Below are 22461 nucleotides of genomic sequence, written 5' to 3'. Positions count from 1 at the left end.
TCACTTTGGGTTTATGTGGGGGGGGTCGGTATTCTTAGCGAGTTTCGCCCGATGGACGAGCTGCTTTCTTTTGCTCGCCCAACAGAACCTCAACCATCACTTACTTAATCTCGATGGCATAATCCGACAAAGGTTTCACCTCCTTAGTCAAACCGCTGTCTTTTAAAAAGGTTGCCATGCGTTCATAACGATGGGCATCCAATGCTCTTGGGCGTAACGCTAAACGTGGTAAGGTATCTGCCCAAGCCAAACGGTTCAGATCGTTGTCTAATTCTTTCGGTTTATAAGAGACAAAGGCTTTCCATGCCGCTTGTGGATGGTTTAAGGTGTAAACCGTGGCTTGCTCAAGTGCGGTTAAAAATGCACTTATTTTCGCTTTTGAGAGGGTGTTTTTATTGGCGACTAAAATCAATTCATCGTACACAGGCACGCCATGTTCTTCAGGATAGAAGGCACGCCCCATGTGTTTTTCCAGTTTCATTTGGTTTAATTCAAAGTTACGGAATCCGCCAATCACGGCATCGACCTGACCATTGATTAAAGAGGGAGAAAGCGACCAGTTCACATTGACCATTTGTACATCTTTCTCGGTTAAATTTGCCGAGGCTAACATGGCTTTTAATAAAGAATCTTCAAAACCACTGACGGAATAACCGATTTTTTTGCCTTTTAAATCGGCAAGGCTTTTAATCTCACTTTTTTCTAACACGATTAAACTATTCAGTGGGGTTGCCACCAAGGTGCCGACACGGATTAAAGGTAAGGCTTCAGCCACTTGAATTTGTAATTGGGGTTGGTAATCCACCGCTAAATCGGCTTTCCCCGCTGCCACTAATTTCGGTGGCAAGGACGGATCTGCTGGTTCAACAATGTCAACCTCTAGACCCTGTTGGGCAAAATAACCTTTTTGTTGTGCCACGATAATGGCGGCATGATCGGGATTGACAAACCAATCCAGTAATAAGGTCAATTTTTCTTTGGCAGACACAGAAAAACTCAGCCCCATGGCAAGTGCGAGAGTCAGTGTATGTTTCATGAATGTTGGCATATTTGTCTCCTTTTTTGTTGTTAACTTAAATCTAATCCCATTTGCCAAAATGCCGATTCCATGCGTGTGGCAGTGTTGAAAATCTGCTGAATTTTGGCAAGTTGTGTGCTGTTCATGCCTTGGCAAAGGTGGTCGAGATTGTCCGCCAAGGCTTGTGTGCCTTGTTGAAATTCCTCGGAGGAATACATGTCAATCCACGCTTGATAGGGATTATTGGCTGGGCTTTTTCCTCGAGTGGCAAGATTTCGCCCGATTTCCGCATACCCCATTGCACAAGGTGCCATGGCGGCATAAAGTTCAGGTAACCCGCCCGTCATGCCACAATCTAGCACATAGCGAGTATAAGCCACACAAGCGGCAGATTCAGGTGTGGCAAGCAAGGTTTGCTCATCAATGCCCCAGCCTTTGCAAAAGCCAATGTGCAGTTGAATTTCATGTAGCAATACCGCTACCGATTGATGTGCTATTTCCATTTGTTTGAGGTTATCCGCCTTATAAATCGCCAAAGCAAAGGCACGATTGTAATGTAATAAATAGAGATAATCCTGCTTCAAATAGTGCTGAAAATTCGCCAGAGGTAGCGTGCCGTTTTCCAGTTGTTGTACAAAGTCGTGTTCGACATAATCCTGCCAGTGTTGACCAGCGTTTTTAATCAAGGTTTGTGTGATTGACATTTTTTCTCCCAAAAAGTGTAGGATGAGCGTTAGCCCATCAACTCAAGATTCATTATTTAATGATGAGCTGAAGCCCATCCTATGAAGCTGTCTCTTGTTGGATTACTTTAAGTATTTCACCCAAGGAAGCCATTTCTTGAGTAACGCATCTACCGTGAAATACAGAAGTAAACTGATGATCATTAAAATCAACAAGGCGGAAAACATAAGATCCACCTGCATTCTGGCGTTGGCATGGAGCATTAAATAGCCTAATCCTTGCGATGATCCTACCCATTCCCCCACAATAGCTCCAATGGGGGCAACAGACACCGCAATGCGTAAACCCGACGCCAAGGAAGGCAAGGCGGCAGGCAATCGCACTTTAAATAACATGGCTTGGGGCGAGGCTTGCATGGTTTTCGCCAATTCTACCCATTGAGTTGACGTATTGCGTAAGCCATCGTAACAAGCGGCGGTGATAGGGAAATAAATAATCAAAATGGTCATGGCGATTTTCGATGCCAAGCCATAACCGAGCCACAGCACCAAAAGGGGGGCAATCGCAAAAACGGGAATGGCTTGCGAGATCACCAGCAAAGGCAATAAATATTTGGATAAATGATCAGACAGGCTGAGCAACAAAGCGGAAATCAGCCCGAAGGACACCCCAAGCACTAAGCCTAACAGGATTTCTAACAAGGTGATTTGGCTATGTTGCCACAATAAATCGTAGCGGTGGTGTAACTGCGTAAACACATCCTTTGGTGCAGGGAGCATATAGCGTGGAATGTCAAAAAAAGACACCGCACTTTGCCAGAAAAATAACAACATCAGGCTTAATAACAGCACATGGAACAAGGATTTAATTTTCATCTTGTCCCTCAACCAGTTGAGCAAATAACCGTGCTTGTTGCTGCCAAAGATCTTGTTGATCGAGTTGCCGAGGGGGATTCCCTGCCAATAAAAGGGGATCGGATAAACGGGCGGGCTGATTTTTTAGCACATAAATCACATCGCTTAAACGGATCGCTTCTTGCGGATCATGGGTGATCAATAACACCGTTTTGTGTTTGAGCAGCTCACAAGCGAGATCTTGTAATTGAATACGGGTGATGGCGTCCAATGCCGAAAAAGGTTCATCCATTAAAATGGTATTGGCGTCTTGCATTAACGTGCGAGCAAGTGCAACACGTTGACGTTGACCACCAGAAAGTTGATAGCAGGCTTTATGCCAGTGATTTGCCATGTTGACCGCTGCAAGTAATGACTTGGCTTTTTCCTCACTTTGCTGATTTTTCTTTCCTTGTAAGTGCAAATGTAGTTGCACATTGTCAATCACCGATAACCAAGGGTAAAGGGCATCTTGTTGTGCCATATAACTGATGGTTTGGTTCGGTGCAATGGTTATCTTGCCTGCGGTAATGGCTTGATTTTCAAGCCCTGCAATCGCACGCAACAGGGTGGATTTCCCGATACCCGATGCCCCTAATAGGCTTGTCCATTTTCCTTTCGGCAATACAAAATCCAATGCCGAAAATAATGGTTTCTGGGCAAAACGTAATGTTAACTGGTGAATTTCAACGGCATTCATACGGCATTCATTGTGTCATGAATTGAAAAGCGACAGATGAACAAACCAAGAAAAGCAAATTGAAGAGAAAAGGCGGATAAGCATATCATTAGTTTCCTACGTCAGTGCGAGCTGTATCAGGTTCACGGGTATCATCTCAGCCACATTGGTGGCACCCCGACTAAAGTGGGTATAAGCCTAACTGATTTTTTTATAAAAAGAAAGGCACCGCCCACAAAAATTATCTATAAAAATTCCTGTTTCAAGTAAGAACTTCGTTGGCGTAGCTCATAGCTCGACAGCTAGAACACCTAGTATTTTTACACTTTTGCTTATAAAGCCAGATTCAATATATGCTTCAATATATTTGTACAGAGCTTCATAGCTTACGGTAATGATAGGATTGTAGTTTCAGAATACCAAACATACTAATAACCCCTTATATGTCTGCTGTTTCTATTCAATCATAGTGTTCACAATCTATGTCGTTTTCCATGTAATACTCGTACACAGTTCCGTTATCCTCAACTGGATTGTATGCCTCCCCAGAGTCGTCGTAGTCATAGTAGTATTCATAGGGTGAGTAATGTAGCGGACGAGTTTTACTGCTTGGATACCTACCATTAAGTAGGTCTTCGATAGTGATTTTCTTGGGTTTTGGGGTGTACGCATTTCTCGCTTTCGCTCCTTCAGCTGAACGAGATATTTCCCATTGTCTTTGGAACTCTTCATCTATAGCCATACCTATCTCCAGTTAAGAACCCTTAACTGATAATCAATTATGGGGTTGTTTTTATTTTGGTAACGTGTGCTTTTATTATTTCTCTAACCCTTTGCATATGTTCTTTGCAATACTCCACGTTGATGTCGTCGGTGCTTGAATACGCATTACGGCGATACAGGTCGCAGAACCTGTCGTACAGACTGTCTAGCTCGTTACGTTTCCTCCCTGATAGGGTTATGAGGCCACATTTGTCGTTCGAGTAAAATATTTCCCCTGCGAGATTTTCAGTGTCGTTAGGTAAGGCTTTTACCGCTACTTCAAACAGCGATTTTACTCTCATTAAGTCTAACAGTCCTCTTAAGCCGTCTATGTACTGTTCAAGTATAAGCGTTAAATCGTCGTTGTATTTAGGCTCGACGTTGTTTAGTTCTCTAATTAGCTCGGGTGGTATGGGTACTTTGTTCGTGAAACCGCTAGGCGTGTCTTTTTCGTAGTGGATGATGTGCATCATCTGGTCGTGTAGTTTTCTGTTACTCATGCTGCACCCCACTAGAACGACGAATCGCCAAATTTGTCGAATCTATCTGATTCGTAGCATGTTTCAGGGGATGCTGTGCTGAGGCACCACAAATCTTGGTGTAGGTCATAATACCGCACTTTAAGTGCCACTACCTCAGGTGATGCCATAAGTTCATCAAGCCCTTCTTTGTCGAATTTGCCGCCTTCTTTGAAAAGACCGTCGTCCAGTAATTTCTTGCGTCGGATACTGTTGATTTTGTCTTTTGTCTTGTTCAACTCAACCCACGTTTTTCGGATTTCGTTCTCTACGTCACCAAGTGTCGTCTTTTTGTTACCGTTAATCCGCATATCCGCTTTCGCCTCCGCAGAGTACCCTCTTTTAATAGCATCACGTAAGACCCCAAAACCTGCATACTCATAATCCTGCAACGGCTCCTCACTCTCGCCGTCAGGTGTAGCAGAGCTAAGTCTGTCAATCTCGGAGTAGAGGTCGTATGCTTTCGCTTTCAATTTAAGCATATCAGGGTGCGAGGACATCTCCGAGCGTGTTTTTTCGTATGCCTCTCGCGGTCTAGAGCATTCGTCAAAGTCGGTGTTATTGACAATCAGCAGCTGTATTTCACCATTAACAATATCAAGCTGGTTTCTCGCTTCATCAATAGCCTCTTGAATTTCCCCGACATTCATCACTTTACCATTGCGTGATATATCAGTAGGCGTGTTTGGGGTATACCCACGAGCGAGGGTGTCACGCAAAAAATACTCACGAACCCTGTCTATTTTTTCACAGAATCTTTCCGCTTGATCTTCGCACTGCTTTCTCATGTCTTCCTCGTAGCGATGCCCCTCTTCCTCAAATTCAGCCAAGCGTCTATCTAATTCCATTTCTTGTTGAGCTAAGAGTCTCTCTGTTTCCTGGTCGTTTTTATCCCACCAGTCAGTAGCCTCCCTGAGTTCTGCCATTTCCATATCCTCAAGCATCTTATCAAGGGCTTTTTCGTTGTAGTCTCTGTTGTCCATATCTGTCTCCAGTTGTTTGTAAGTGTCTCTCGCAGTTTACTATTTGACCATTTTCTACGCAAATTTTTATAAAAAATTTTTTCAGGGGTTGGTGGTTCGGTGAGGGGTTTCGTTTGCCAGTGAGTAAATGTCGTTTTCTATATCTGCGTCGCCCAAGCATTAAGGCTTTGAACAAAATAATCGCAAGGAAAAATTGCCCGTTAATGCTCATTTGATAACTATCGCAATCCACCAACGTCAACCAAGGTTGGTAATATGGTATTCTTGCAAATACTACCCGATGTATTAAGTATAGGCATGTTTATAAAATGAATGAAAGCTGATTTGAACTATTTGAGGTGAGTTTGCTCCCCCTAGATTTTTTATGATCTTTTAGTACATCTAGAGGAAGCCGAAAAGCTTATCCCTCACTCTCAATTTTCACCACTTCCAACCGTTCTACTTCCACCGCATTATGCAACAATTCCACGTTTGGCATGGTTTTGTTGGCTTTGGCGGAGAGGTCTTTGAAGCGTTCCACTTTACCCACTAAACCTTGCTGACCCACTAAGGCGGTGATGGTGCTATTGTAATGACTGCTGGCGGAAGAAAGGGTGTTGCCGAGCTTGCCTAAACGTTCGGCAAGGACGCAGACTTGGTTGTAAATTTCCCCTGCTCGTGCACTGATTTCTCTGGCTTCCACGTTGCCTCGTTCAATTCGCCACAGGTTAGCCACGGTGCGTAAAATGGGCATTAAGGTGGTGTGAGAGACTAAAATCACATTTTTCTCATAACCATAATTAAACAGGCTTGGATCCATTTTTAACGCTTCGATATAGGCGGGTTCTACGGCAATGAACATCAACACGAAATTGGGGCTACGCATGCCAATTAAATTGCTGTAATCCTTGCGAGAGAGATCATCAATGTGGTTTTTTATGGCTTTGAGGTGTTCACGCAGTTTGCTTTGTGCCACCAAATCATCCTCAGAATTGACCGCACTTTCATAGGCAACTAGCGACATTTTGCTGTCGATAATGAGGTGTTTGTTATCAGGCAAGTTCAGCACAAAATCGGGGTAGTTATGTTTGCCGTCGCTGTCTTTAAAATGGGCTTGTGCCTCATAATGCTCGCCTTTTATCAAGCCCGCCAATTGCAACGCACGTTCCAATTGCATTTCGCCCCAATTGCCCAAGGTTTTCTTTTCCCCTTTTAAGGCGGAGGTGAGATTATTTGCCTGTTGCGACATGGTTAAACCAATGTCTAAGACTTTTTTAATTTCCGCCTCAATGCCCGCATTGCCTTTCACCGATTCAGAATGAATTTCATTCACTCGTTTTTGAAAGCCTTCAATTTGCTCTCGAAATGGTTTGAGTAGGTTATCCAGTGCGGTTTGATTGCTTTGACTAAAGCTACGGCTTTTTTCCTCTAAAATACGGTTCGCCAGATTTTGAAATTCCGTGCTGAGTTGTTGCTTACTTTGTTCGATATGTTGCTGTTGTTCGGCAAAGTGTTTTTCTTTTTCGCTTAGCGTGGTTTTCAGCTCGGTGAATTCTTGCGAAAGTGCGGTCAATTTTTCCCCTAATTCACGATTTTCTTGTTCTTTACGGCTGACATTTGCTTGGCTATGTTCAAGTTGTTTTTCTAAGCTTTCCGCTTGTGCAGATGCCATTCCAACACGCTCTTTAAGTGCGGTGATTTTTTCTGCAATCGCTTGATGACGAGCCTGCTCTTCACCTAGCTCTTGTTGTAAATAGGTTAATTTGTCATCACGTTCAGTTAAACGCACTTGCAAGCCTTCTGCGGTGGTTTGATATTTCACCACCTGTTGTTCTAGCTGATTTTTCGCCTGTTGAAGGCTTTCAAATTTGGCGAGTAATTGATTGAAATCTTCAATGGTTTTATTCAGGTTTTGTTGTAATTCTTGGCTATCCCGTTTTCGATGGACACTGAGAAAAAACAGCACCACACAGCTGAGGATAAGTCCTGAGATAATGAGCCAAGAGTGAAAAGATGTGAGTTCAGACATTATATTGACCATGTTTGAGTAAAGTGAATTTAGGCGTAAAGTATAAAGGAATCTGGTGGATTTCGCCTAACGGGTTATAATCTTTTTTATTTAGTCGGTGATATCATGACAAATTTTCAATTTTACCTTGCCTCCCACAGTCCGCGTCGTGCCCAGATTTTGCAAAACTTAGGCTTTCGTTTTGAGCTATGTGCTTGTGAGATTGATGAAACCCCTTTGCCCAATGAAAAAGGGGCAGATTATGTGTGGCGAATGGCGGTGGAGAAAAACAAGGCGGCTCGTCAGCATTGGCAACAAACAAAAGTGGGGCAATATGCACCGCACTTTGCCTTTCCTTTGCCTTTTCTTTCTGCGGACACCTCGGTGATCCTCGATGACAAGATTTTAGGCAAACCCAAAAATGAAGCCGATGCGGCAGCCATGTTACGGGCGTTATCGGGCAGAACTCATCAGGTGTTCACTGCCGTTTGTGTGGCAGATGACACGCACATGCACACGGCAACACAAACGAGCCAAGTGCGTTTTACGTCCCTGACAGAAAGGGACATCCAAGGCTATATTGCTACAGGCGAGCCAATGGATAAGGCAGGGGCTTATGGCATTCAGCAACTGGGTGGGGCATTTGTTGAACATATCGAGGGCAGTTTTAGCGGTGTTATGGGGTTACCCGTGTTTGAAACAGTGGCATTGTTGAAAGCCTTTGGGGTAGAATTGTTTTCATTTGAACCGAAGGAACATGCATGAGCTCACGCCTTTTTCAGCACACAAAACAACAGGAATATTGCCCCCTTTGTCATGCCGTATTACAGGTGAAACAGGGCAAAAAAGGCTTGTTTTTGGGCTGTTCGGCTTATCCTGCTTGCGAATACATTAAGCCACTTTCTTTTCAGTCGGAAACGAAAATAATTAAAGTCTTGTCAGAATTGTGCCCTGAGTGTCAGCATCCTTTGGTGTTGAAACAAGGGCATTTCGGTATGTTTATTGGGTGTAGTCATTATCCTGACTGTCATTTTGTGGTGCATGATGAGCCAGAAGAACAAACGGAAGAGACGATCCCTTGTCCTGATTGTCAGCAAGGTGAGCTGGTGGCACGTCGTGGACGACAAGGCAAAGTGTTTTATGGCTGCAACCGTTATCCGCATTGTAAATTTACCTTAGCCAGTAAGCCTTATTTGGTGAGCTGTCCTGCCTGTGGTGGGGCAGTTTGTACCTTGAAAAAAACCACGGAAACCTACCGCACTTTTCAATGTGCAGCGAAAGGCTGTCGCCATCTTTTTAACTCGGAAATTACATCTTCATGAATATTCAACAGATTGTCGAACAACTTAAACAAAATGAAGTGGTGGCGTACCCCACTGAAGCGGTCTTTGGACTGGGTTGTCACCCTTTTAGCGAAAGTGCGGTGCAAAAATTATTAATGTTGAAGCAACGCCCAAGGGAAAAAGGGCTGATTTTAGTGGCACCCAGTTTGGATTATTTATTGCCATTTATTGACACCTCAATGTTTACTCAAGCCCACTGGGATCGTTTGCAAGGGAAATATGAGCGTCCTACGACATGGGTTGTGCCAGCGAAAAAGACTACCCCAACCTTTTTAACGGGGCAATTTGCGAGCATTGCCGTGCGTTTATGCGATCACCCTGCGGTGAAACAATTGTGTGAACAAGCAGGTTTTGCCTTGACATCAACCAGTGCCAATCTCACCACTTTGCCCCCTTGTCGCAGTGCTGAGGAAGTGAGAAAACAATTTGGGGCGGATTTTCCTGTGTTGGATTGTCCTGTGGGGGTGGCGTCCAATCCTTCAGAAATCCGAGATCTTTTTACTAATCAACTTTTTAGACAAGGTTAATACAATGGATAATTATGCGGTATGGGGCAATCCAATCGCCCAAAGTCAATCACCACAGATTCATAAAATCTTCGCCACTCAAACAGCACAACAGATGAATTATGTTGCCATGTTGGGTGATGAACAAGATTTTGAACAGCAATTGCGAGTCTTTTTTGAAAAAGGGGCAAAAGGGTGCAATATCACCGCCCCTTTCAAAGAACGGGCGTTTCAGTTAGCGGATCTTCACAGCGAACGTTGCCTGACTGCAGAAGCTTGTAACACCTTGAAAAAATTAGAGGATGGACGCTTATATGCCGATAACACCGACGGGGCAGGCTTGGTGAGTGATTTACAACGTCTCGGCTGGCTTAAGCCAGAACAACGTCTGTTAATTTTGGGGGCAGGTGGTGCCACGAAAGGGGTGTTGTTGCCTTTATTACAAGCCAAACAGCAAATTGTGTTAGCCAATCGCACCTTAAGTAAGGCGGAGGATCTGGCAGACAAATTTGCACAATATGGTCAGATCCAAGCCGTTGAACTGGAGAAGATCCCTGTGCAAGCCTTTGATCTGATCATTAACGCCACTTCATCAGGTTTACAGGGGCAAACCGTGAATATTTCCCCTGAAATTTTGCAAAAAGCCACCGCACTTTACGATATGCAATATGCCAAAGGCACCGACACCCCGTTTATTGCCCTATGCAAACAGCTAGGAAAACAACGTGTGAGTGACGGTTTTGGTATGTTGGTGGGGCAAGCTGCTCACGCCTTTTATTTATGGCGTGGTGTGATGCCAGAATTTGAGGTGTTACTCAAGCAAGATGAGGTTTCCCTTTTATAGGGAATCGAGGTGTTACGCCGAGTGATTTAAATAAATATCAAAACGGTGGTTTTTGGTTTCTCGGCTAAAGTGCGGTGCTTGTTGGGCAAGGTATGCCGCATAATCTGGGCGTTTCACCACCACCCGTTTTTGTGCCAGTGATAAAGCGGGTGCCAGTAAGCTATCCGCATCTAAATCTGCCCCCACTAAGTGTTGAAAAACACGCATTTCTTTTTTCACCAAGGCACTTTTTTGTTTATGGGGATACATCGGATCAAGATAAACCACATCGGCAAAATCGGTGGCGGGATCCAGTTGGGTAATATGGGACACGGGGAGCAGTTGCATATTTTGCTGCATCATCTCGCCAATTTCAGGGTCGGCGTAGGCACGTTGCAAGCCATCTTGGAGCAATAAACGCACCACAGGGTGACGTTCCAGCAAACGCACTTGGCAACCAATTGCCGCTAGCACAAAAGCATCACGCCCTAATCCTGCGGTGGCGTCAATCACTGTGGGCAAATAGTCGTTCTTAATCCCCACTGCTTTTGCTACGGCTTCACCTCGTCCACCCCCAAATTTACGGCGATGAGCCATCGCCCCTGCTACAAAATCCACAAACACAGCACCGAGTTTCGGCTCATCTAATTTACGCAATTCCAAACGCATTTGACCTTGTTCATCATAAGCTTGAACTAAAGCCAAATAGCTTTCTGGATCATGGGCTAAGCCTTTTTCCTCACAAAGTGCGGTGAATTTTTCCGCATTTTCCGTTTCGCAAATGAGCTGAATCTTCATCGCTTATTTCCTCACTAACCACACACCCGCTTCCATATGGTCGGTATAAGGGAATTGATCGAATAACGCCGCTTTTTCAATGCGGTGGGTTTGACATAATGTGTTGAGGTTATCACAAAGGGTATGTGGATTGCAGGAAATATACAAAATGCGATCATATTGTTGCACTAAGTTGACAGTGTCCAGATCTAACCCTGCCCGTGGAGGATCCACAAAAATGGTGTTGCATGCATAATCGCTGAGATCAATGCCTTTTAGGCGGTTAAATTCACGCACGCCGTTCATGGCTTGGGTAAATTCTTCTGCAGACATCCGAATAATTTGCAAATTCTCAATGCCGTTTTCTGCAATATTAAATTGTGCGGCGGCAACCGAAGGTTTCGCAATTTCTGTTGCCAGCACTTTGCGGAAATTTTGGGCAAGGGCAATAGAGAAATTACCGTTGCCACAATAGAGTTCAAGTAAATCCCCTTGGCTATGTCGGGTGCAATCCACTGCCCATTCCAGCATGTTTTGGTTCACTGTGGCATTGGGTTGGGTAAAGCTATTTTCCACTTGGCGATACACATAGGTGTTGCCGTGAACCTGCAGTTTTTCATCCACAAAATCCTGATCTAAACAGATTTTTTGTTTGCTTGCCCGTCCAATCAGTTGCACATCAAAGCCTTGTTGTTGCAATTGGTTTTTTAATGTGTTCGCCGCTTGTTGCCATTGTTCATCAAGGGGTTTGTGATACAGCAAGCTGACAATGATTTTATTGCTTAAGGTGCTTAAATAATCAATTTGAAAGAGTTTGTGATGAAGGACTTTCTCGGTTTTTAATAAGGGCAACAGTGCCTGCATCATCTGATTAATCAGTTGGCTTGCAATGGGGAAGTGATCCACCCGATAACGTTGGCGAGTTTGTTGATCAAACATAATGTGGTAAAACTCACCTTGCTGATGCCAAATACGAAACTCTGCACGCATACGATAATGCTGTGTCGGTGAGGCAAATACCTCAAGATCAGGCGGATTAAACGGGGCTAAAAGTGCGGTTAATTTTTGCTGTTTTTCTTTAAGCAAATGGGCGTACTGTTCAATAGGTAATGTGGATTGCATAGTGATTGCTTTGAGGCAAGTGCTGAGACTGCCTTGATTGATGATGGATGAAGAATCCCAGTTTCTGCCTTTTGTTGGGTTTTGCTGGGCTTAAGAAATAAAAGGCTTAGTTACCCAAGCCTTTTTTCTGTGTTTTGTCTGATTATTCTGCTGAAAAATCATCTAAGTTATCCACACCGACCACGCCAGAGAGCGTATAAACACGTTTGGTGGTGGAGATGCGGGAGCGATATTTTAGCCAAGTTTTTTCTAAGAAAGTTTCAGGTTGACGCTCACCACGGCAACATGCCACGAAATCTTGTTCTTCTTGCGTGACAGGAGCTCGCTCGCCCGATTCTAACGCTTTAAATGCTTGACCATATTGTTCAAGCACTTGTGATTCCTTAATGGTGTAATCACCGTGACGTGAGAACCCTCTCGGGTAATTTTTGTCGTCAAAAAAACGACGCATAACACTAAAACTTTCAGCCATAATATCCTCTGCGAGTCATCTTCATTCTAAAAAACGGCAAGCATTAAACCAATTTTTTACTATTTTTGCAATAAACCTTTTACAGTTTCTACGTAATCTTTGATAAAACTTGCGGTATCGTGAGTGGCAAGCCCTTCAGGATTGACTCGGAAGCGACCATTCACATAAAAATCGGGCACGCCACGTACTTTCATTTGCTCGGCAGCTTGGGTCTGTTTATTGAATAATGCGGTGACTGCAAAGCTATTAATGCCCCCATCAAATTGTTCTGCGGAAATACCTTTTTGTAAAAAGATATTGCGAATATCGTCCATCGAACGAAGGGCATTTTTTTGTGCCGCAAGGAACAACGGCTCTTTCACTTTGTCTTCCACGCCAGTTGCCATGGCAAATGCCCAAGCACGGGTTAAATTTTCCCCTTGTGGACCTAAGAAATTCACATGGTATTGTTTAAAATCCACGCCTTTAGGGAGGCTTTGTTTCACTTGTGCGGGAATTTTGTATTGATACTCAAAAGAATAACAATGTGGGCAATAGAAAGAGAAAAACTCAACCACTTCAGATTGGGCACTCGGTGCATTGGAAAGGGCAATATATTGTTTGCCTTCCGTTAAGGGACTAGCGTGCACGGAAAAAGCGAGGAAAAATGCACTTAATGCGATCCATAATTTTTTCATAAACAATCCTTATTTAATAATGCCTCGTGCTTTGAGCAAGGCTGTTTTAAAATCATCTTCATAATCTTTTTTGATGCCTGGAATTGGAGCATGTTTATCGGTGCCATGCATTTTTAAATGATAAATAATGACTTCATCTGTTAATTCCGCCACAGGCTTGTCAAATCCCGCTTCATCAGCGATTTTTTGTAAAATTTGCGATAAATGAAGATCAGGCTCTTGAGACCAGTAAGGTTGAAGAAGTTCCAAGACTTCGTTTAAACGATGACATTTCATGTGCTTTTCCTTATGATTGTGAAAATGTGTTCGGATCATACTGTAATTAGACAAAGAAGAAAATATGAGAATGACAATTAGTGCGGTAATTTTAGCTGGGGGCAAAGCACGCCGTATGGGGGGCGTAGATAAAGGGTTACAGCCTTTAAATCAGCGCCCTTTATTTATGCATGTGTACCAACGCCTGAAAAAGCAGGTGGAGGACATTTCCATTAATGCAAACCGAAATCAAGGCATTTATGCACAATATGGATTGCCCGTATTTAGCGATGAGCTGGCGGATTTTCAAGGCCCATTAAGTGGCATGCTGACCGCCTTGAAACGAGCTAAGAGCGATTTTGTGCTTTTTGTCCCCTGTGATTGTCCTTATTTCCCCCTTAATTTGGCAGAAAAGTTAACAAGTGCGGTGCATTTTTCAAAAGTTTTGATCGCTTATGTCCATGATGGTGAACGTGAACATCCCACCTTTTGTTTAGTCTCTACCGCCCTTGTGCCCGCATTGGAGGCTTATTTAGCCAAAGGGGAGCGTAAAATGTTGTCTTTTATGCAACAACATCAGGCGGTGGCAGTGGATTTTTCGCAACACAAACCTGCTTTTTGTAACATCAATACCTTAGACCAATTAGCACAGATGCGGGAATGAGGTGCGAAACAGCATGATATTTGGGAAAACAAAGGATTTTGCCCCTTTCAAATGCCTTTCATTGGCGAAATAGCAGATTCGCAGTATAATGTGATGATAATTTCACTTGACTGAAAGGATCTTTCTATGTTGAAAACACTCTCTCTTTTGACGGCAATCAGCATCATGTCTGCTTGCTCACTTTCCAATTACCTTCCATTCACAGGGGATAAACAAGCGGTTATTCAGCTAGAACAAGAGAACATCGATCAAAAATCTTACGCCACAGCCTATGAAGCCACAATTGAGACTTACAAAGGGCGAGTGGATCAAGATTATGATGTCCATTCTTTCGCAAGTGGTGTGAACGATTGGTATCTTAACCGTATTTTGTTACCGATTGAACAAATCCGCACGAACCTCTATCAAGGTGGGCATGATACCCATATCCATGCTTATTATAGTGGCGTGTTGTTTGCCTCAGCCTTACAAACCAATTTTCATCAGTTAAAAGCGGATTGTTGGGCACATTTAGACAAAGCCAGTCTCACCCAAGGGATTTATGATGCGATGAAAGATCTGCAAGCAGATAAGGTTCGTGCACAAGAAGATCCTTACATTGTGCAAGGTGCAGAACAAGTGCTAAAACTTTGCACAAAATGATCGAATTTTAGAAAACTGGGCGTATGTACGCCGACGGTTTTTTATTTTGCTTAAAACTGAAAGGTTTTAGCTAAGTTTTTAGCTTAAATATCAACAGCTTTTATTTTTAATATGAAGGAGTAAGAATGTTTAATTTATCTGAAAATGACATTCATTTATCAGCCAATGCCAGCGATAAAATGCAAGCGATTGAGCTTGCTGCCAAGGCGTTAGAGCAAGCAGGTTATGTAGATTCAGGTTATTTGCAAGGTATGCTTGAACGAGAACAACAAACCTCAACATATTTAGGCAACGGCATAGCCATTCCACATGGTACGTTAGATACTCGCCACCTTGTGAAAAAAACGGGGGTACAAATTTTCCAATTCCCACAAGGGATTACATGGGGAGAAGGCAATACAGCTTATATTGTGATTGGGATTGCGGCACGTTCAGATGAACATTTAGCCTTGTTACGCCAATTAACGCATATTCTTAGCGATGAGGCTACTGCAGAAAAACTCGCAAGCCTGCAAGATGTCGCTCAATTTAGAGCCTTATTAGTGGGGCAATCAGAGGCACTCGAGGTACAGGCAGAAACGATCAGCCTTGAGGTCGAAACAGACAGTTTATTAACCTTAACCGCCATCAATGCGGGCAAATTGGAACAACAACAGGCGGTCAATACGCAGTTTGTTGCCGATGTGCTTGCCCAGCCTGCACTTCCGTTAGTCGAAGGCATTTGGCTGACCGATTCTCCGCTTGGTAACCAAAAAAATGCCATCGCCTTTAGTCGAGCCAAAACCGCGTTTTATCACAACAGCAAAAAAATCCAAGGTGTGCTTACGATTGCCGCCATTGATGATCACATTAACCCAACTTTAAGCCGTTTATTAGAGCCACAGGTGCAACAGGCTTTACAACAAGGTGATGTAAACCAAATTTTGTGTGCATTAAATGGCAAAGTGGCGACATCCGCACAAACAGAGGAAACACAAAGTGCGGTCGAAAATCAACCCGTTTCGGAACATCACATGGCAAAAGGGGCGGTGATTGGCACCTTTACCTTGCGTAATGAACATGGTTTGCATGCTCGCCCAAGTGCGGTGTTGGTGAACGAAGCGAAAAAATTTAATGCCAACATCACTGTGTCAAACCTCACTCGCCAAACCGACAGCGTGAATGCGAAAAGTTTGATGAAATTGGTAACCTTAGGGGTGACACAAGGTCATCGCTTACGCTTTGTGGCAGAAGGGGAAGATGCCCTTGACGCAATCAAAAGTATTGGCAACGCCATTGCACAAGGATTAGGGGAATCCATTCCTGCACAACCGCCTGAAGAGGAAGATTGCATTGAGGTAAGTACGGATTCAAACAATCACACCATGAAAATCACATCAGGTATCGCAGAAAATAGTGTTGAAGCGGTGTTTGTGATTCAAAATGAACATGGTTTACACGCCCGTCCTGCCGCCGTTTTAGTCAATGAAGTGAAAAAATATAATGCTTCTGTTGCCGTACAAAATCTCGATCGCCAAAGCCAATTAATCAGTGCGAAAAGTTTGATGAAAGTGGTGGCATTAGGCGTAACGAAAGGTCATCGCCTACGTTTTGTGGCAACAGGTGAACAAGCACAACAAGCGATCGATGGCATTGGTGCGGTGATTGCAGCAGGGTTAGGGGAATAACATGGCAAAAATTCTCACGATAACCTTAAATACGGCTTATGACCTTGTCGGGCGTGTGAAGCGTATTGATATTGGTGAAGTCAATCAGGTGGAATCTTTGGGGCTTTATCCTGCAGGAAAAGGCATTAATGTGGCAAACGTACTGAAAGATCTCAATGCCGATGTGAGTGTGGGGGGATTTTTAGGGCAAGATAACCAAAGTGAATTTAAGCAGATGTTTGCTAAACGCCAGTTGCCAGACTATTTCCAATCGGTGGCGGGGGCGACACGCATTAACGTTAAAATTACCGAAACAGAAGCTGATGTTACCGATTTTAACTTTCAAGGTTATGAAATCCAACCTGCGGATTGGCAACAATTTGTTGAGCACTCACTGCGAGATAGCCAACATTTTGACATTGTGGCGGTGTGTGGCAGTTTGCCTCGTGGTGTTAGCCCTGAACAATTTGCGGATTGGTTAAAACAGCTTTCTCAACAAGGTGTAAAAGTGGTGTTAGACACAAGCCATGCCGCATTAACCGCAGGCTTAACGGCTAACCCTTGGCTTGTTAAACCGAATCACCGTGAACTGGAAGCTTGGGTTGGGCATGCCTTAACCGATCTTGAGGCAATTATTGCTGCCGCCAAAAAATTACAAGCACAAGGCATTGCGAATGTGGTGATTTCTATGGGAGCAGAAGGGTCAATTTGGTTGAGCGACACGCAAATTGTGCAAGCCAAGCCACCTAAATGTGAAAACGTGGTGAGCACCGTCGGTGCGGGTGATTCTATGGTAGCAGGCTTAATTTATGGCTTAACCAACCAGCTTTCTCAGCAAGACACGCTCGCTTTTGCCAGTGCCATCTCAGCATTGGCGGTTTCACAAACGAATGTGGGGATCTCAGATCAGCGTTTAATTACCCCAATTCTCGAACAAGTTAAAATGACATTATTGCAAGGATAATTTATGAAGATATTCCTCACTCAAACAGAAGAACTTGGCCACGCAAAAGGGTTCTTATTATGCCAACGTTATGCCAACGTGCTACAAGCACAAGGGCATCAATTAGTCAGCATTGACGAGGCAGAACTTGCCATTATTTTCGGCGAAAAAACACTTAACAACCCAAAACTTGTAGGAAAATCGGTTTGTTATCTTCAACCTGAACAAGCTTTATCTTCCCCTGAAACACTGTTAGCACAAGCCATCAAAGAGGCACGTCCTTATCAGCTTGAGGACGCGAACAGTGCTCCCGCCAGCACAGTCAAAAATATTGTGGCGATTACTGCTTGCCCGACAGGGGTGGCACACACCTTTATGTCAGCGGAAGCCATCACCGCTTACGCACAAAAACAGGGCTGGACTGTTAAAGTGGAAACTCGAGGTCAGGTCGGATCAAATAATGTGATCACCCCTGAAGAAGTGGCTGCCGCCGATTTGGTTTTTGTTGCCGCAGATATTGATGTGGATTTAAGCAAATTTGTGGGTAAACCCATGTATCGCACCTCAACGGGGTTAGCCTTGAAAAAAACCGCTCAAGAGTTTGAAAAAGCCTTCCAACAAGCCAGCATTTATACGGGTCAGCAGCAAAATGTTGCAAAAGTGGAAGACGCCAAGGCAGAGAAAAAAGGGGTGTATCGCCATTTAATGACGGGCGTTTCACACATGTTGCCTTTTGTGGTGGCAGGGGGCTTGCTCATTGCTATTTCCTTTATGTTTGGTATTGAAGCCTTCAAAGACGAAAGCATTGCGGGCGGCTTACCAAAAGCCCTGATGGATATTGGGGGCGGTGCGGCTTTCCATTTAATGATCGCCGTATTTGCAGGTTATGTTGCCTTCTCGATTGCAGACCGTCCTGGTCTTGCTCCCGGGTTTATTGGTGGAATGCTCGCCACCACCGCAGGTGCGGGGATCTTAGGTGGGATCATCGCAGGTTTCCTCGCGGGTTATGTGGTCAAATTCCTCAATCATGCTATTAAACTGCCTGCGAGTTTATCCTCGTTAAAACCAATTTTATTATTGCCATTATTCGGTTCGGCGATTGTCGGTTTAGCCATGGTTTATGTGTTAAATCCGCCTGTGGCAAGTGCTATGAATAGCTTAGTGGCTTGGTTAAATAGTTTAGGGCAAACCAATGCATTAATTTTAGGGGCGGTCGTGGGTGCCATGATGTGTACGGATATGGGAGGCCCTGTCAATAAAGCCGCTTATACCTTTGCCACAGGTTTAATTGCTTCTCAAGTGTATACCCCAATGGCAGCCGTCATGGCTGCAGGCATGGTGCCACCAATCGGCATGGCGATTGCCACCTTATTAGCACGTCGCAAATTTACCACCAATCAACGTGATGCAGGCAAAGCCTCTTTTGTTTTAGGCTTATGCTTTATTTCAGAAGGGGCGTTACCTTTTGTGGCGGCAGATCCTATTCGTGTGATTGTATCCAGTATGCTAGGTGGTGCTTTTGCTGGGGCAATGTCATTATATTTCAGCATTGAACTGAAAGCCCCACATGGCGGATTATTCGTTATTCCATTTGTATCACAACCTTTAATGTATTTAGCCGCCATTGCCATCGGTTCCATCATTACCGGGATTGTCTATGCGGTACTAAAACCGAAATTAGTCGAGTAATCTACACAAGGCGATTTATCCCAACGAAAAGGCTACCTAAGGGTAGCCTTTTTTATATGTAATGGTTTGGTTATTTACCGCTAAATATCGTGAGGATTTCAGCGTCATACCCATTTCGCACTATTTCATGATGTGCTTTTCCTTCGGATAAATTGCCCCCAAACTGACCGCACTTTTTGCCCCTGTGACACTAGGTAAATTGGCTGGCAGGTTGTTGAGACGTTGGTGGGCGAGCCACGCAAAAGCGGCGGCTTCCACATAATCGGCATCTAAGCCATGCTCATTCGTAGGCTGGACTTGCCATTGCGGCAGTAAATGGGTGAGACGTGTCATCAATAGCGTATTTTTTACCCCTCCACCACATACCAATAAATGGCGTGCTAACGCCGTTTCAATGCGGTTAAGCTGATCTGCAATACTTTGTGCGGTGAGTTCCACGAGGGTGGCTTGCACGTCTTGCGGTAAAAGTGCGGTATGTTTTTCTAATTTTTTATTTAACCAAGCCAGATTAAAGTATTCTCGCCCTGTGCTTTTTGGTGGGGGAAGGGAAAAATAGGGATCATCTAATAAGTCTGCCAGTAAATGGTTATTCACTGTACCTGATTTCGCCCATGCGGCATCTTTATCATAGGTTTTGCCTTGATGTTTTTCGATCCACGCATCTAACAATGTATTACCAGGCCCTGTGTCATACCCCATCACGGCGTGATTGGGCAGTAAACAAGAAATATTGCTGATACCACCGATATTGAGTACCACCGTGGCTTGGTGTGGCTTAAAAAATAAGGCTTGGTGAAATGCAGGCACTAATGGAGCCCCTTGTCCGCCAAATGCCATGTCTTTACGACGAAAATCGGCGACCGTGGTGATGCCCGTTTGGGCGGCAATCAGGTTGGCATCGCCAATTTGCAGAGTAAATGGATATTGGCTATTTGGAGAATGCCAAACGGTTTGCCCGTGGCAACCAATGGCGCTGATCTGTTCGGGGGAAAGTTGATATTTTTGCAAAAATTGCTGAATACAATGACTATAAAGCAAGCCTAAACGATGATCTAACTCGCCTAAGGTTTGCAGGCTTGTTTCGCCTGAATGACATAACACTGAAAGTGCTTGCCGCAATGTGGCGGGCATGGGGTAAAAATCTGCATGAATAAGTTGTGGTTGCTCACAGGAAAACTCCATTAAGGCGATATCCACCCCATCTAAACTGGTGCCAGACATGACCCCGATATAGTACATTTGTTGCCTCCTTGGGCGAGGTTACCCCCGTTTTTTGATGTTATCTCACCCACGCCACCACATCGTCAAAGGCTTGGCGTGTTTTGCTGTTGGGTTGGTTTAAACGGTAGCCAAAGGCGATCATCACACTCAATTTATAAGTATTTGGATCATAAAGCCCTTGTTCAACCAAGGCGTGATCCATTTTTTCTAAAGGAAAGCCTTCAATAGGGGTGGAATCAATGCCAATCATGGCGGCACTGGTCAGCATATTTGCCATGGCAATGTAGCTTTGTCGGCATGCCCAATCATAAAAGGCTTTTGGGTTATCTGTTAGGGCAAAATCTTCTTGCGTAAAAGTGCGGTAGAAATTTTGACGGATTTTGCGGATATCCTCGGGGATATGGTGAATATCTCGCATGATATGTTGCACATAGTCGCCTTCCGCTAGCAAGGTGTGGGGTTGGCGTACTAACACCACCACAAAATGGCTGCAATCCATTACTTTGTCTTTTGCACCCCAAGCCATATCTCGGATCAAGGCTCGAATCTCGGGCTTTTCAATTACTAAGAATTTCCAAGGTTCAAAGCCAAATGAGCTGGGGGAAAGGCGGCCTGTTTCTAGGATAAAACGGAAATCCGCTTCACTGATTTTTTTGTTGGGATCGTATGCTTTGCAAGCATGACGAAAGTGGAAAGCATCAAGAATATCTGTTTTTGAAATAGACATAGTTTTCTCCCCAAGTGCGGTGGTTTTTCAAAACGTTTTGTTTAGATAATGCGAGAGAACTGCTGGCGTTTGGCTTGCTCTCGGGAATAGGTATCAAAACAGAGACAAATATTCCGAATCAGCAAACGTCCTTTCGCCGAGACATGAATGGCGGTTTCACCAATGTCTAACAGCCCGTCTTTGGATAACGGCTCAAGCAGTTTTAAATCTTCTGCAAAATGCGAGGTAAATTCAATCCCATATTGTTGCTCAATGGGTTGATAATCCAATTTAAAGTTGCAGATTAATTGTTTGATGACATCACGGCGTAAGCAATCTTCTTGGCTCATGGTCAACCCTTTATGTAGGGCAATGCCTGTGTTATCCACAGCCATGTAATACTGTTTCAATTCTTTCTGGTTTTGTGCGTAAGTATCGCCTAACAAGCTGATTGCCGACACGCCCAATCCTAAGAGATCGCATTCTTCTTGAGTGGTATAACCTTGGAAATTGCGGTGTAACACGCCGTTTTGTTGGGCAATGGCTAACTCATTATCGGGCTTGGCAAAATGATCCATACCAATGAAGCGATAACCTGCTTTGTCTAAGGTTTCGATCATCTTCTGCAAAATCGTTAACTTGGTTTCTGGCGGCGGCAATTGATCGTTTTTAATTTTGGCTTGCCCTGCAAAACGGCTTGGCAAATGGGCGTAATTGAACACACTTAAACGATCGGGATTCAGGGCAATCACTTTTTGTAATGTGAACATAAAGCTTTCCACATTTTGTAATGGCAGACCGTAAATTAAATCAAGGTTGGTGGATTGAAAACCCAATTTACGTGCACGTGTGAGCAAGGCTTCAATAAAGTCTTCATCTTGCACACGGTTAATGGCTTTTTGGACATCCTTATTAAAATCTTGCACACCCATACTCATGCGATTAAAACCAATGCTCCGCAAATGATCGAGCATATCAAGTTCAATCTCACGTGGATCCATCTCAATACTGATTTCAGCATCGGGGGCAATGGTGAAATGTTTGCGAAGCATCGCCATTAAACGTGCAGATTGCGGTTCGGTGAGATAAGTCGGGGTGCCGCCTCCCCAATGTACTTGCGTGGTAAGACGATCTTTAAACAACGGGGCTCGGCTTTCTATTTCTCGTTCTAAAAAGTCGAGATAAATATCCGCTTTATGTTGATGACGTGTAATGGTTTTATTACAGGCACAGAAATAACAGAGTTTATGACAAAAGGGGATATGCACATAAAGAGAAAGTGGGCGGTTCGGATAACGTTTTGCCGCCTGAATAAAATCTTGGTTGGTATAATGTTCATGAAATTCTAACGCAGTAGGATAGGACGTATAACGTGGCCCTGACTGGTTATATTTTTGAATGATCGCCAAGTCCCAAATAATCTCGGACATGATTTCCCCCCGATGAATGCT

Annotated in this window: 24 protein-coding genes and 1 riboswitch; of the genes, 9 read left to right on the top strand and 15 right to left on the bottom strand. The window is 44.0% G+C overall.

The window, feature by feature from the left end; all coding sequences use genetic code 11:
• Positions 1-100: 100 nt before the first annotated feature.
• From ACPEEM_RS09320 to rmuC, 7 genes are all read right to left on the bottom strand, one after another.
• Complete coding sequence (locus ACPEEM_RS09320; protein ID WP_424401872.1) at positions 101-1048, bottom strand: ABC transporter substrate-binding protein; 948 nt, start codon at positions 1046-1048, stop codon at positions 101-103.
• A 20-nt stretch (positions 1049-1068) separates the two neighbouring features.
• Positions 1069-1722 carry a thiaminase II gene (gene tenA, locus ACPEEM_RS09315; RefSeq protein WP_424406782.1) on the bottom strand — a complete coding sequence of 218 codons (654 nt, stop codon included), beginning with the start codon at positions 1720-1722 and terminating at the stop codon, positions 1069-1071.
• A gap of 102 nt (positions 1723-1824) precedes the next feature.
• Positions 1825-2577 (bottom strand): ABC transporter permease, encoded by a 753-nt coding sequence (locus ACPEEM_RS09310; protein WP_424406780.1) that lies wholly within the window; start codon positions 2575-2577, stop codon positions 1825-1827.
• The gene (locus ACPEEM_RS09305) at positions 2567-3295 is read right to left on the bottom strand and encodes an ABC transporter ATP-binding protein (RefSeq protein WP_424406778.1); all 729 of its coding nucleotides are present in this window, start codon (positions 3293-3295) and stop codon (positions 2567-2569) included. The genes ACPEEM_RS09310 and ACPEEM_RS09305 overlap by 11 nt, the downstream gene beginning before the upstream one ends.
• Positions 3296-3371: 76 nt before the next feature.
• Positions 3372-3464, bottom strand: a riboswitch (TPP riboswitch).
• Positions 3465-4053: 589 nt separating this feature from the next.
• A complete protein-coding gene (locus ACPEEM_RS09300) occupies positions 4054-4536 on the bottom strand; it encodes a hypothetical protein (RefSeq protein ID WP_424401867.1) in 483 nt (160 codons plus the stop codon).
• A gap of 11 nt (positions 4537-4547) precedes the next feature.
• Positions 4548-5537, bottom strand: coding sequence for a hypothetical protein (locus tag ACPEEM_RS09295; RefSeq protein ID WP_424406776.1), 990 nt, complete (start codon positions 5535-5537; stop codon positions 4548-4550).
• Positions 5538-5937: 400 nt separating this feature from the next.
• Complete coding sequence (rmuC, locus tag ACPEEM_RS09290) at positions 5938-7545, bottom strand: DNA recombination protein RmuC (protein WP_424406774.1); 1608 nt, start codon at positions 7543-7545, stop codon at positions 5938-5940.
• Positions 7546-7650: 105 nt separating this feature from the next.
• On the opposite strand from rmuC, the gene ACPEEM_RS09285 reads away from it, so the two are divergent.
• Genes ACPEEM_RS09285 through aroE form a run of 4 tightly spaced genes read left to right on the top strand, consistent with a single transcriptional unit; the run spans position 7651 to position 10217 of the window.
• Complete coding sequence (locus ACPEEM_RS09285) at positions 7651-8289, top strand: Maf family protein (RefSeq protein WP_424406772.1); 639 nt, start codon at positions 7651-7653, stop codon at positions 8287-8289.
• A complete protein-coding gene (locus ACPEEM_RS09280; RefSeq protein WP_424401863.1) occupies positions 8286-8846 on the top strand; it encodes a topoisomerase DNA-binding C4 zinc finger domain-containing protein in 561 nt (186 codons plus the stop codon). Before ACPEEM_RS09285 ends, ACPEEM_RS09280 begins: the two co-directional genes overlap by 4 nt.
• A complete protein-coding gene (locus ACPEEM_RS09275) occupies positions 8843-9394 on the top strand; it encodes a Sua5/YciO/YrdC/YwlC family protein (RefSeq protein ID WP_424401862.1) in 552 nt (183 codons plus the stop codon). Before ACPEEM_RS09280 ends, ACPEEM_RS09275 begins: the two co-directional genes overlap by 4 nt.
• A 4-nt stretch (positions 9395-9398) precedes the next feature.
• Positions 9399-10217, top strand: a complete 819-nt coding sequence (aroE, locus tag ACPEEM_RS09270) for a shikimate dehydrogenase (RefSeq protein ID WP_424406770.1) — start codon at positions 9399-9401, stop codon at positions 10215-10217.
• A 12-nt stretch (positions 10218-10229) separates the two neighbouring features.
• Here aroE and ACPEEM_RS09265 read toward each other — a convergent pair whose 3' ends face one another.
• The 5 genes from ACPEEM_RS09265 to ACPEEM_RS09245 all read right to left on the bottom strand — a co-directional run bounded on the left by ACPEEM_RS09265 (position 10230) and on the right by ACPEEM_RS09245 (position 13520).
• Positions 10230-10994, bottom strand: a complete 765-nt coding sequence (locus tag ACPEEM_RS09265) for a class I SAM-dependent methyltransferase (protein ID WP_424406768.1) — start codon at positions 10992-10994, stop codon at positions 10230-10232.
• Positions 10995-10997: 3 nt separating this feature from the next.
• Positions 10998-12095, bottom strand: coding sequence for a tRNA (uridine(54)-C5)-methyltransferase TrmA (gene trmA, locus ACPEEM_RS09260; RefSeq protein ID WP_424401859.1), 1098 nt, complete (start codon positions 12093-12095; stop codon positions 10998-11000).
• A gap of 142 nt (positions 12096-12237) precedes the next feature.
• Positions 12238-12567, bottom strand: coding sequence for a DUF413 domain-containing protein (locus ACPEEM_RS09255; RefSeq protein ID WP_424406767.1), 330 nt, complete (start codon positions 12565-12567; stop codon positions 12238-12240).
• Between the two features lie 59 nt (positions 12568-12626).
• Positions 12627-13244 carry a thiol:disulfide interchange protein DsbA gene (gene dsbA, locus ACPEEM_RS09250; RefSeq protein WP_424401857.1) on the bottom strand — a complete coding sequence of 206 codons (618 nt, stop codon included), beginning with the start codon at positions 13242-13244 and terminating at the stop codon, positions 12627-12629.
• Positions 13245-13253: 9 nt separating this feature from the next.
• The gene (locus ACPEEM_RS09245) at positions 13254-13520 is read right to left on the bottom strand and encodes a YihD family protein (RefSeq protein WP_424401856.1); all 267 of its coding nucleotides are present in this window, start codon (positions 13518-13520) and stop codon (positions 13254-13256) included.
• A 64-nt stretch (positions 13521-13584) separates the two neighbouring features.
• On the opposite strand from ACPEEM_RS09245, the gene mobA reads away from it, so the two are divergent.
• From mobA to ACPEEM_RS09220, 5 genes are all read left to right on the top strand, one after another.
• Complete coding sequence (gene mobA / locus ACPEEM_RS09240; protein ID WP_424406765.1) at positions 13585-14163, top strand: molybdenum cofactor guanylyltransferase MobA; 579 nt, start codon at positions 13585-13587, stop codon at positions 14161-14163.
• 126 nt (positions 14164-14289) lie between these two features.
• On the top strand, positions 14290-14805 hold the full coding sequence (locus ACPEEM_RS09235; RefSeq protein WP_424406763.1) for a hypothetical protein: 516 nt from the start codon (positions 14290-14292) through the stop codon (positions 14803-14805).
• Between the two features lie 125 nt (positions 14806-14930).
• Entirely contained in the window at positions 14931-16472 is a 1542-nt protein-coding gene (fruB, locus tag ACPEEM_RS09230; protein WP_424401853.1) for a fused PTS fructose transporter subunit IIA/HPr protein, read from the top strand.
• A 1-nt stretch (position 16473) separates the two neighbouring features.
• On the top strand, positions 16474-17415 hold the full coding sequence (gene fruK / locus ACPEEM_RS09225) for a 1-phosphofructokinase (protein ID WP_424406761.1): 942 nt from the start codon (positions 16474-16476) through the stop codon (positions 17413-17415).
• 3 nt (positions 17416-17418) lie between these two features.
• Positions 17419-19083 carry a fructose-specific PTS transporter subunit EIIC gene (locus tag ACPEEM_RS09220; protein WP_424406759.1) on the top strand — a complete coding sequence of 555 codons (1665 nt, stop codon included), beginning with the start codon at positions 17419-17421 and terminating at the stop codon, positions 19081-19083.
• Positions 19084-19203: 120 nt separating this feature from the next.
• Here the strand turns inward: ACPEEM_RS09220 and ACPEEM_RS09215 are convergent, their stop codons facing one another.
• Genes ACPEEM_RS09215 through hemN form a run of 3 tightly spaced genes read right to left on the bottom strand, consistent with a single transcriptional unit; the run spans position 19204 to position 22440 of the window.
• Positions 19204-20322 carry an anhydro-N-acetylmuramic acid kinase gene (locus tag ACPEEM_RS09215; protein WP_424406757.1) on the bottom strand — a complete coding sequence of 373 codons (1119 nt, stop codon included), beginning with the start codon at positions 20320-20322 and terminating at the stop codon, positions 19204-19206.
• A gap of 40 nt (positions 20323-20362) precedes the next feature.
• On the bottom strand, positions 20363-21031 hold the full coding sequence (locus ACPEEM_RS09210; protein WP_424404974.1) for an NAD(P)H-dependent oxidoreductase: 669 nt from the start codon (positions 21029-21031) through the stop codon (positions 20363-20365).
• 41 nt (positions 21032-21072) lie between these two features.
• Positions 21073-22440, bottom strand: coding sequence for an oxygen-independent coproporphyrinogen III oxidase (gene hemN, locus ACPEEM_RS09205; RefSeq protein WP_424406755.1), 1368 nt, complete (start codon positions 22438-22440; stop codon positions 21073-21075).
• Positions 22441-22461: the final 21 nt, after the last annotated feature.

It is taken from the genome of Pasteurella pantherarum, from assembly GCF_049670885.1.
GTDB lineage: Bacteria > Pseudomonadota > Gammaproteobacteria > Enterobacterales > Pasteurellaceae > Pasteurella.
The sequence above is the reverse complement of the archived record's forward strand: the minus strand, read 5'-3'. Positions and strand labels throughout refer to the sequence as shown.

What these genes read in the sequence shown, in the direction of transcription:
- ACPEEM_RS09255 (WP_424406767.1), bottom strand. Translation starts at nt 12,567, where the DNA reads ATGGCTGAAAGTTTTAGTGTTATGCGTCGTTTTTTTGACGACAAAAAT.
- mobA (WP_424406765.1), top strand. Translation starts at nt 13,585, where the DNA reads ATGAGAATGACAATTAGTGCGGTAATTTTAGCTGGGGGCAAAGCACGC.
- dsbA (WP_424401857.1), bottom strand. Translation starts at nt 13,244, where the DNA reads ATGAAAAAATTATGGATCGCATTAAGTGCATTTTTCCTCGCTTTTTCC.
- ACPEEM_RS09265 (WP_424406768.1), bottom strand. Translation starts at nt 10,994, where the DNA reads ATGAAGATTCAGCTCATTTGCGAAACGGAAAATGCGGAAAAATTCACC.
- trmA (WP_424401859.1), bottom strand. Translation starts at nt 12,095, where the DNA reads ATGCAATCCACATTACCTATTGAACAGTACGCCCATTTGCTTAAAGAA.
- ACPEEM_RS09320 (WP_424401872.1), bottom strand. Translation starts at nt 1,048, where the DNA reads ATGCCAACATTCATGAAACATACACTGACTCTCGCACTTGCCATGGGG.
- ACPEEM_RS09235 (WP_424406763.1), top strand. Translation starts at nt 14,290, where the DNA reads ATGTTGAAAACACTCTCTCTTTTGACGGCAATCAGCATCATGTCTGCT.
- ACPEEM_RS09310 (WP_424406780.1), bottom strand. Translation starts at nt 2,577, where the DNA reads ATGAAAATTAAATCCTTGTTCCATGTGCTGTTATTAAGCCTGATGTTG.
- aroE (WP_424406770.1), top strand. Translation starts at nt 9,399, where the DNA reads ATGGATAATTATGCGGTATGGGGCAATCCAATCGCCCAAAGTCAATCA.
- ACPEEM_RS09295 (WP_424406776.1), bottom strand. Translation starts at nt 5,537, where the DNA reads ATGGACAACAGAGACTACAACGAAAAAGCCCTTGATAAGATGCTTGAG.
- fruK (WP_424406761.1), top strand. Translation starts at nt 16,474, where the DNA reads ATGGCAAAAATTCTCACGATAACCTTAAATACGGCTTATGACCTTGTC.
- ACPEEM_RS09215 (WP_424406757.1), bottom strand. Translation starts at nt 20,322, where the DNA reads ATGTACTATATCGGGGTCATGTCTGGCACCAGTTTAGATGGGGTGGAT.
- ACPEEM_RS09280 (WP_424401863.1), top strand. Translation starts at nt 8,286, where the DNA reads ATGAGCTCACGCCTTTTTCAGCACACAAAACAACAGGAATATTGCCCC.
- rmuC (WP_424406774.1), bottom strand. Translation starts at nt 7,545, where the DNA reads ATGTCTGAACTCACATCTTTTCACTCTTGGCTCATTATCTCAGGACTT.
- ACPEEM_RS09285 (WP_424406772.1), top strand. Translation starts at nt 7,651, where the DNA reads ATGACAAATTTTCAATTTTACCTTGCCTCCCACAGTCCGCGTCGTGCC.
- ACPEEM_RS09305 (WP_424406778.1), bottom strand. Translation starts at nt 3,295, where the DNA reads ATGAATGCCGTTGAAATTCACCAGTTAACATTACGTTTTGCCCAGAAA.
- tenA (WP_424406782.1), bottom strand. Translation starts at nt 1,722, where the DNA reads ATGTCAATCACACAAACCTTGATTAAAAACGCTGGTCAACACTGGCAG.
- fruB (WP_424401853.1), top strand. Translation starts at nt 14,931, where the DNA reads ATGTTTAATTTATCTGAAAATGACATTCATTTATCAGCCAATGCCAGC.
- ACPEEM_RS09210 (WP_424404974.1), bottom strand. Translation starts at nt 21,031, where the DNA reads ATGTCTATTTCAAAAACAGATATTCTTGATGCTTTCCACTTTCGTCAT.
- hemN (WP_424406755.1), bottom strand. Translation starts at nt 22,440, where the DNA reads ATGTCCGAGATTATTTGGGACTTGGCGATCATTCAAAAATATAACCAG.
- ACPEEM_RS09300 (WP_424401867.1), bottom strand. Translation starts at nt 4,536, where the DNA reads ATGAGTAACAGAAAACTACACGACCAGATGATGCACATCATCCACTAC.
- ACPEEM_RS09245 (WP_424401856.1), bottom strand. Translation starts at nt 13,520, where the DNA reads ATGAAATGTCATCGTTTAAACGAAGTCTTGGAACTTCTTCAACCTTAC.
- ACPEEM_RS09220 (WP_424406759.1), top strand. Translation starts at nt 17,419, where the DNA reads ATGAAGATATTCCTCACTCAAACAGAAGAACTTGGCCACGCAAAAGGG.
- ACPEEM_RS09275 (WP_424401862.1), top strand. Translation starts at nt 8,843, where the DNA reads ATGAATATTCAACAGATTGTCGAACAACTTAAACAAAATGAAGTGGTG.